Annotated in this window: 8 protein-coding genes and 1 pseudogene; 4 read left to right on the forward strand and 5 right to left on the reverse strand. The window is 68.5% G+C overall.

Annotation, left to right across the window (positions count from 1 at the left end; all coding sequences use genetic code 11):
• The 3 genes and pseudogenes from K9U41_RS20290 to K9U41_RS20300 form a co-directional block, all read right to left on the reverse strand.
• Positions 1–270 (reverse strand): annotated as a pseudogene (locus K9U41_RS20290) (hypothetical protein); the annotation flags it as partial.
• Positions 270–809 carry a sigma factor-like helix-turn-helix DNA-binding protein gene (locus K9U41_RS20295; RefSeq protein WP_282642664.1) on the reverse strand — a complete coding sequence of 180 codons (540 nt, stop codon included), beginning with the start codon at positions 807–809 and terminating at the stop codon, positions 270–272. The pseudogene K9U41_RS20290 and the gene K9U41_RS20295, both read right to left, overlap by 1 nt.
• Before the next feature lie 224 nt (positions 810–1,033).
• Positions 1,034–1,429, reverse strand: coding sequence for a flagellar export protein FliJ (locus K9U41_RS20300; RefSeq protein ID WP_282642665.1), 396 nt, complete (start codon positions 1,427–1,429; stop codon positions 1,034–1,036).
• A gap of 469 nt (positions 1,430–1,898) precedes the next feature.
• Between K9U41_RS20300 and ctrA the strand changes: the two genes are divergently transcribed.
• Positions 1,899–2,600 carry a response regulator transcription factor CtrA gene (gene ctrA / locus K9U41_RS20305; RefSeq protein WP_282642666.1) on the forward strand — a complete coding sequence of 234 codons (702 nt, stop codon included), beginning with the start codon at positions 1,899–1,901 and terminating at the stop codon, positions 2,598–2,600.
• 128 nt (positions 2,601–2,728) lie between these two features.
• Here the strand turns inward: ctrA and chpT are convergent, their stop codons facing one another.
• Positions 2,729–3,400: a histidine phosphotransferase ChpT gene (gene chpT / locus K9U41_RS20310; protein WP_282642667.1), complete on the reverse strand. Its 672-nt coding sequence runs from the start codon at positions 3,398–3,400 to the stop codon at positions 2,729–2,731.
• A gap of 222 nt (positions 3,401–3,622) precedes the next feature.
• Here chpT and cysQ point away from each other — a divergent pair, with 222 nt between their 5' ends.
• The 3 genes from cysQ to K9U41_RS20325 all read left to right on the forward strand — a co-directional run bounded on the left by cysQ (position 3,623) and on the right by K9U41_RS20325 (position 6,869).
• Positions 3,623–4,465 (forward strand): 3'(2'),5'-bisphosphate nucleotidase CysQ, encoded by an 843-nt coding sequence (cysQ, locus tag K9U41_RS20315; RefSeq protein ID WP_282642668.1) that lies wholly within the window; start codon positions 3,623–3,625, stop codon positions 4,463–4,465.
• Positions 4,466–4,731: 266 nt separating this feature from the next.
• A complete protein-coding gene (locus tag K9U41_RS20320) occupies positions 4,732–5,316 on the forward strand; it encodes a DUF1134 domain-containing protein (RefSeq protein ID WP_282642671.1) in 585 nt (194 codons plus the stop codon).
• Positions 5,317–5,564: 248 nt separating this feature from the next.
• A complete protein-coding gene (locus K9U41_RS20325) occupies positions 5,565–6,869 on the forward strand; it encodes a hypothetical protein (protein ID WP_282642669.1) in 1,305 nt (434 codons plus the stop codon).
• A gap of 76 nt (positions 6,870–6,945) precedes the next feature.
• On the opposite strand, the gene K9U41_RS20330 is transcribed toward K9U41_RS20325, so the two are convergent.
• Entirely contained in the window at positions 6,946–7,524 is a 579-nt protein-coding gene (locus K9U41_RS20330; protein WP_282642670.1) for a DUF2865 domain-containing protein, read from the reverse strand.
• Between the last annotated feature and the right edge of the window lie 742 nt (positions 7,525–8,266).

The following is an 8,266-nucleotide window of genomic DNA, read 5'->3' on the forward strand; positions in this document are numbered from 1 at the left end:
GCGCAGGGTCTTGGGGGCGGCGGGCGGCGCGGCCTTGAGATCGGCGACGATGACCCGCCAGATCGAGGGCGGCGGCGTCACCGGGACAGCGAGTTCATGCAGCGGCGACAGGCGACGCTCCCACAGCCGCACCAGCCCCGCGAACGGGGGATCGGCCGCGATGCGCGCGCGCACCCTCTTGCGCTCTTCCAAATCAAGGGTCCCGAGCACGTATTCGGCGGCCAGGGTGCGATCGGCGTCGGTCAGGTGCGCCGCGGGGGCCGGCGCCATCACGAGCGTCGCCCCATGCACTCGCCGAGCTGGGCCACGCTGCGCGCCATCCAGGCCCGGATGGCGGCCACCGGCGCGTCGAAATAGATGGACAGGGCCTCGCGGTTCCAGCCGTCATAGAAGGCGAGCAGCACCATGCGGCGGCGTTCCTCGGGCAGCTTGCCGAGGCAGCCGAGCAGGCGGATCAGCGCCGGGCTCCGGCGTTCGGAGGCCAGCGGGTCCTCGCCCCTCTGGGCGGCGTCGAACGGCTCGAAGGCGTCGCCCACGGGCCGCTTCCAGGCCATGTCGAGGGCGCAGGAGCGAGCCACGGCCGCCATCCAGCAGACCGGATCTTCCTGCGGGCGCAGGGTGTGAGCTTCCGAACGGATGCGCCTGTACGCCTGCCGCAGCGCCTCGCCGGCCAACTCCGGTCGCCGGAGCAGGCGGAGCACGAGGCCGTACAGCTTCGGGCTCGTGAGGCGGTAAAGCTCCTCGAAGGCCTGGATGTCGCCGGCGGCGACGCGATCGACGAGGGCATGGACCTTGCGGTGGGAGGTCACGGAACACTCGTGCTCGGTGGGGGACCGCGCAGAGGCTACCGGAGCGGCACTGCGGAATGGAAGCCTTGAATGCCACAGGACACCCGTGCCGCGCGCAAAAAAGCATGCCGCACGGCAGGATTAGCTACCTGTCTACCGCCTCCCGCACCCTCCCCGGCTTTTCCGCCCCGCAGCAGGCGCCAGCGAAGGCGCCACGCCAAGACTTCAAGCGACGGCTTCCGGCGTCAGTGGCGAGCGGTCTCGCCGGGGCGCAGCGGCGGACGCCGGCCCGGCGCCTCGACACGCCCGGCGCGATCCATCTCGCCGGCCGCCTCCACCAGGGCAAGGTCGGTCTCCGCTTCGGCGAGGGTAGCCCGGGCGGCCTCCTGCTGCACCTTGAGGTCCTGCGCCGACCGGTGGAGGTTGTCGCGCCGGTTGCGCGCGGCGAGCGCCAGCGGCGGATAGGCGAAGTGCCTGGGATCGGAGATGCCGGAGCGCTCCTCCTCCGCGGAAATGTCGCGCTCGAGATCTTGGGCCATGCGCTCGAACTCGGCGATCATGGTGTCGATCTGGCCGAGGCGGCGGCGCGCATCGTCGATCTGGAATCGCTTTGCACGGATCAGGGGGTCACGCGACTTCATCGCCTCTACTCCGGTACGCATACGGGAACGCGCCCCCAACGCCCGTGTGCGCTCGGAGCTTCCGGGTTCAGAGAATGTCGCGTGCTGGTTGCCCATTCCTTACCTCGACCGCGGCAATGGGATGAAAATCACGTTCGCGGACGCCACGGCAACCAATCGTTTACCGCCTTCATTAATGATGACGCTACGGTTCGGGTGAAGCGCCATGGCGTGCGTCACCCGGGCACCGCCCCAAAGCTCGGGCGGAAGGGGTGGCCGCACACGTGACCGGGGGATTGTGGAAAAGACCTTAAGTGCTTGATGAAGAGTCAGTCTTGACTCTCGTGCACAAAGTTTTTTCGACAGACTCTTGTGGAAGAGAATCAAGTTCTGGTAACGATTCTACACACGTAACGCGAATCACCCCGATGGCCGAGCAACAGAAGTCGGCAGGCCCGACTTCTGGGTAGTTGCGAGGAAAGGGATAGCCATGCGCGTCTTGCTCATCGAGGACGACAGTGCTACGGCCCGAGGCATCGAACTGATGCTGAAGACCGAGAGCTTCAACGTCTATACGACCAACCTCGGTGAGGAAGGCGTAGATCTCGGTAAGGTCTACGAATACGACATCATCCTCCTCGACCTGAACCTGCCCGATATGTCCGGGTTCGAAGTCCTGCGCGCTTTGCGCGTGGCGAAGGTGAAGACACCCATTCTCATCCTGTCCGGCCTCGCCAATACGGAAGACAAGGTGAAGGGCTTCGGCTTCGGCGCCGACGACTATCTCACCAAGCCGTTCCACAAGGACGAGATGGTGGCGCGCATCCACGCCATCGTGCGCCGGTCCAAGGGCCACGCCCAGTCGGTGATCCAGACCGGCGACCTCGTGGTGAACCTCGACACCAAGACCGTGGAGGTGGAGAACAACCGGGTCCACCTCACCGGCAAGGAATACCAGATGCTGGAGCTGCTCTCGCTCCGCAAGGGCACGACCCTCACCAAGGAGATGTTTCTCAACCATCTCTACGGCGGCATGGACGAGCCGGAACTGAAGATCATCGACGTGTTCATCTGCAAGCTGCGCAAGAAGCTCGCCAACGCGTCCGCGGGCAAGAACTACATCGAGACCGTGTGGGGTCGCGGCTATGTGCTGCGCGAGCCCATGCTGGGTACCGAGCGCATCGCCGTCTGATCCCCGACCTCCTCGCAGACACCAAGAGGCCCCGCAGTGCGGGGCTTTTTCGTTTGAAGCGAGGCGCACCGAAGAGGCGGGGAGGACGCCCTCGCCTTGCGACGGCTGCGGCGCCCGGCCCCCTTGGGTCAGCCCGGCGTGGAGATGGTCACCGTGTCACCCTCCTGGGCGAAGCGGATGGCGATGGCGCAGTCGCGGGCCAGCATGCCGGCATAGAAGGGCTGCACCGAATGGGCGTCGAGCCCGCCCTCGGGGGCGACCCCGTCCACCAGCGCCTGAAGGCCTTCCGGAATGCGCGCCTTCTCGCCGGTGGAGGCCAGCACGAAGCCGGTGGCATCGCCCTCCCCCACCGCAGCGATGCGGATGATGCCGCCGCGCGGAATGGTGGTGCCGGCGAGCAGCACCAGGTTGAGCAGCAGTTTCACCCGGTTCTTGGGCAGAAGCTCCCGCGGCAGGGACCATTCCACCCGCGTGCGGCCGTCCTCGATCACCGGGCGCACCACCTGCTCCGCATCGCCCAGATCGAGCCGCGCCCCGGCCGATCCCGCCGCGCCGAAGGCAAGGCGGGTGAACTGGAGCCGGGCCGACGCCTGCCGGGCGCTCTTGGCGATGAGGTCGAGGGCCACGTCGCGCATGTCCGCGGCGTCCTCGTCCTCCAGCACCTCGAGGCCGTTGACGATGGCACCCACCGGGCTGATCACGTCATGGCACACGCGCGAGCACAAAAGCGCCCCGAGATCGAGCGCAGAGACGGCCAAGGTGACGGCGGACTTGTGGGTGGCGGACTTTTCGGTGGACATGGCGTCTCCCGGACGGCGACGGCGGGCGGCTCAATGCGGCTCCGCCGGACCGCGCCCGAATCCGTCTGGATCAAAGTCGATCCAGTTACACCGCCGGTGTGGCGCGCCACAAGCGCTGCCGCCCTGCCGCATCGCACCAACCCCGATTTGACCTGCGCAATCGACACGGCCGCCGCACAGGGCTAGAGACTGCGTCCCCGAGACCCGAAAAAGCCGCCCGCCATGATCTTGCCCGTGCCCCGCGCGCCTGCCCCCACCGACTCCGCCCTGCTGGCGGGCCTTGCGGAGGCGGCGCTGGCGGCCGGTGTCGTCATCCGCCGCATCGAGGCGGACGGCATCACCCATCGGCAGAAATCCGACCGGAGCCCGGTCACGGAGGCGGACCACGCCGCGGAAGCCACGATTCTCGACGCCCTCGCCCACCTCCTGCCCGGCGTACCGGTGGTGGCGGAAGAGGCGACGGCGGCGGGCACCGAAGTCATCTGCGGCAACCGTTTCGTGCTGGTCGATCCCCTCGACGGCACGCGCGAGTTCATCTCCGGCAATGGCGAGTACACGGTGAACATCGCGGTGGTGGAGGATGGCACCCCGGTGCTCGGCGTCGTCTATGCGCCGGCCCGGGCCCTGCTGTTCGCCGGGCGGCCCGGGGCCGCCTTCCGGGCCATCCGCGCGCCCGGCGCCCGCGTCGATGCGCAGGACTGGACCCCCATCACCTGCCGCAAGGTGCCGGACGGCCCCCTCGTGGTGGCCGAAAGCCGCTCCCACGGCGATCCCGCCACCGACGCGCTCATCGCCCGCCACAAGGTGGCCGAGCGCATCCCGGCGGGATCGGCGCTGAAGTTCGGCCTCATCGCCGATGGCAAGGCGGATTTCTATCCCCGCCTCGGACCGGTGATGGAATGGGACAGCGCGGCGGGTCATGCCCTGGTGGTGGCGGCCGGCGGCAGCGTCACCCGGCCGGACGGCAGTCCCCTCACCTATGGGCATGCCGAGATCGGCTATATGGTCCACGGCTTCGTGGCCTGGGGCGCCGGCGGGCCGCCGGAGACGGGATCTGAGGGTTAACCCGCCGATAATTCCGGATCCCGCATGGTGATTTTCGGGTAACGCCCGACCATCAACGCGCGACCGACGTCCCTGCGTCATACTCATCGCCATAATTTGAGCGATTCGGGCGGTCGCCATACATGCCCCAGCTGACGCAAACCCGGTTGACGCAGCCCCTGTTGACGCGGCCCCCTTCATCGAAGCCCACTGCGAGATCCCCCATGCGCTTCTCTTCGAGCTTCCTCAAGACCGCCCGCGGCCTGCCGCAGACGCTGCGGCGCCAGATGGGGCGCCAGATCACGCGCCACCTCGGCGGCCTCGTCATCGCCCTCGCCGCACTCGGCGCCGCGGCGCCCGCGAGCGCCCAGGGCCAGGGACCGACGCCGCAGGCCTATTCCACCAACGAACTGGTCAGCAAGGGCCACTCCTTCTTCGGCAGCGTCTCGCGCGGGCTCGCCCTCAGCATCGAGAAGGCGGTGGGCCAGTGGGGCCAGCCCAACGGCTACATCCTCGGCCAGGAAGGCTCCGGCGCCTTCGTCGGCGGCCTGCGCTACGGCGAGGGCGTGCTCTATACCCGCAACGCCGGCGACCTGAAGGTCTATTGGCAGGGCCCCTCCGTGGGCTGGGACTTCGGCGGCGACGGCGCCCGCACCATGGTCCTCGTCTACAATCTGAGGAGCGTGGACGACATCTTCCGCCGCTTCGGCGGCATTTCCGGCTCGGCCTATGTGGTGGCCGGCTTCGGCATGACCGCGCTGGGGGCCGACGGCATCGTGGTGGTCCCGATCCGCTCGGGCGTCGGCGTGCGTCTCGGCGCCAATCTGGGCTACCTCAAGTTCACCCCCAACCCCACCTGGAACCCCTTCTGAGGGCACCTCCTCCGGGGCCGCGGACGCACCCGCCATCGACGCGTCCGGAGCGAAACGGGCGCGTCGCCGCTGGCACGCTGCGACGCGTCGTGGCATGAATGAAAACGGGTTCCGGGACGGCGCGCGGTGGACATATTCCACTACCGCCCGCCTGACGGAACGGCAGATGAGACGTGTGACGGCCCCTCCCGCTCGCGGCAGCGAAACGGGTTCGCCGGGCCGGCTCAAGGGGAAGGGCGAGTGCGCGCGTGATCGAGCAGATCATGTATTTCACGTTGGGCGTGCTGATTGCGACGCTCGTGGCTCTGCTCGTGCTGCCGGCGGTCTGGCACCGGGCGGTGCGGCTCACCACCAAGCGGGTGGAAGCCGCCGTGCCCATCTCCATCTTCGAGGTGCAGGCCGACAAGGACCAGCAGCGGGCCTTCTTCGCCCTCAACCAGCGCCGGCTGGAACTCCAGACCGACGCCATGCGCGAGACCATCACCGCGTATGCCGCCACCATCGAGACCCAGCGCCAGCGCACCTTCGCCCTTGAGGGCGCGCTGAAGACCCTTCAGGCCCAGCTCGCGCTCTTCACCGCCACCGGCGCCGAACGCGACGTGCTGCTGGGCGAGACCCAGGATCAACTGGCCGACCGCACCGCGGCCGTCGCCCGCCTGGAGGACGAGCTTGCCGCGCGGACCTCGGCGCTGGCGGCGCTGGAGGCGGCGCACCACACCCTGGAAAGCGACGCGCAGGCCCTCGCCGCAACCCTGGCGACCCGCGAGGCCACGCTGGTGAGCGAGCGCGAGCGCATCGCCGCGCTGGAAACGGAAGCGGGAGACCTGCGCGCCCGCCTCGCCGACACCACGCGGCGGCTGGAGGAGACCTCCGCCGCGCTGGCCTCCGAACGCTCCGCTGCGATCGAGGCGAAAGGAGTCGCGGCGGAAGCGGCGACCCGCCTGTCCACCGATTTGGCGGAGGTCCAGGCGGCCCTCGCCCTCAAGGCCACGGAAAGTGACGGACGGCGCGACGTCATCGCCACGCTGGAGGCGGAGCGCGACCGGCTGGCCGGGCTGCTCACCATCACCGAGCGCGATCTGGACGCCAACCGCGCCGTCGTCCACGCCTTCGAGCAGCGCCGCGCCAGCGAGTTCGCCGCCGACGAGGGGGAGAATCGCCGGCTCGCCGATACGCTCCACATGCTCAAGGCCGACCATGCGCTGATGGAACAGGCGATCCAGCGTGCGCCCCGCGATGCGGCGGCCGAGACCGCGCCGGCGCTCGCGCCCGAGGGGCTCGATGCCCTGCGCGACGGCGTCACCGAGGTGGCGGCGAAGCTTGCCGCCCTGAGCGCCCGTCTCGAAGGGCCAGGTTCGCCGGTGCGCAAGCTGGTGGCCGACGACGCGACAGGCGAGCTTGCCGCGCGCATCCGGGACCTCCTGGACCAGGACGACGACGCGCATGTGGACGCGCACGAGGCCAATGCGTCCGGCGCGTCAGCGGATGCGCCCGCCGAAACCGCGGCGGCCAAGCGCAGCGCATCGAAGCGCGGGCGTGCCGTCGCCGGCTGATCGTTCGCGCGTTTGATCCTGAAGGTCGCAGGTCGCTCCAGCTGCAAGGACAAAGCAGGTTCCGATCGGCTTCGCCTTACCGCGACGCCATCTCCAGCTCGGACAGGCGCGCCCTTATATCCCGCGACAATTCGGGAAACCGCGCGGGCGCGACGAAGTCGGCGTCCCGATAGGGCGGACCTCTGCGGCCACCGGTGAACACCCGGCTGCCCTCCTGCGTCATGACCACGTCGCCGCGCCGGAGCGTTGGATCGTTCATCACGTCGATCCGGTGAAGCCCGCCGATGCGGCTTTCAGCCGTGCAGGTGCAGCCCTCCACCAGGCGCTGGCGATAGACGAAGGCGTTGGGCAGTTCGGAATAGGCCTTCCCGGTCCGGGAGACCGCCGCGTCGATGCCCCTGGTGCTGTCGGAAGAGGTGTAGATCGCCATCTTCGCCGCCGGGCAGAACGCGTTGCACTGGGCGAGCGCGCCGTCGTCCGCGGCTTTGCCCTGGAGCGGGAAATAGCGTCCGTCACAGGTGCGCACGCAATAGGCCATGCCCACGCCCGAGCCGGCATGGGCGGACCCCTCCCTGCGGATGCGGGGCGTGATGACGATGCGCGGCCGCTCCGGCGGATCGACGAGGGCACGCGGGCGCATGCCGCCGAACAGCATGGAGAAGAAGTTTCCGGGCGACGCGTGCGCGTGCGACGCGAGCGGAAACGATGCGCCTCGGGACTGCGCGCGCGCCTCGGTACCGCCCAGGGCGACAGCCACGAGCAAGCCAGATGTGAAAAGCAGGCCCGATGTGAAAAGAATGGCGCACCAACTCGCCGGCCGGCCGGTCAGGGTCGCCCCATTGTCCTGTCGCCCCAAAGCCAACCTCCCGTGCCTGCCGCCCCGCTCGACACGGCCGTCGTCGCTATCCGAAAGCCCGGCCATCTCTCGCCCTCCCGCGCCTGAAGATAAGGCGCAGGTCAAGGCTCCAAGAACAGGTGAAGGCTCCAGGAAAATTGATCACGTCCAGCTAAAGGTGTCAGGCGAAGGCAGATACCGTAAGTAACGGCCGCGGAGCCTCGCTTGGCCGCTCCTGCGGATGGGTCAGGAACGCCAGCGTCGGTGTCGCCAGCAGAACTGCGGCGAACAGCATAGCCACGAGAGAAATCAGAACCGAACCATGAGCCAAGCCAGGCATGGCAGGACTCCCCTTCTTAAACCCAGATCCTCGGCCCCCGGTCCGCCGCGCCGTCGCCGAGCTTTAAGATAACGTTAAAAGCTTGCCTGTGGCTCCAGTGTCACAGTTCACATTCGCGCGAGCATGGTTGCAATGCCGCAAATCTGCCCCCTGATACCGTCGCGAAACTACCGACACACCTGCTGTTACTGTCGCCACCCCGAAATGCAAGCATTGCCCACC

This window comes from Xanthobacter autotrophicus, from assembly GCF_029991245.1.
Classification (GTDB): domain Bacteria; phylum Pseudomonadota; class Alphaproteobacteria; order Rhizobiales; family Xanthobacteraceae; genus Xanthobacter; species Xanthobacter autotrophicus_C.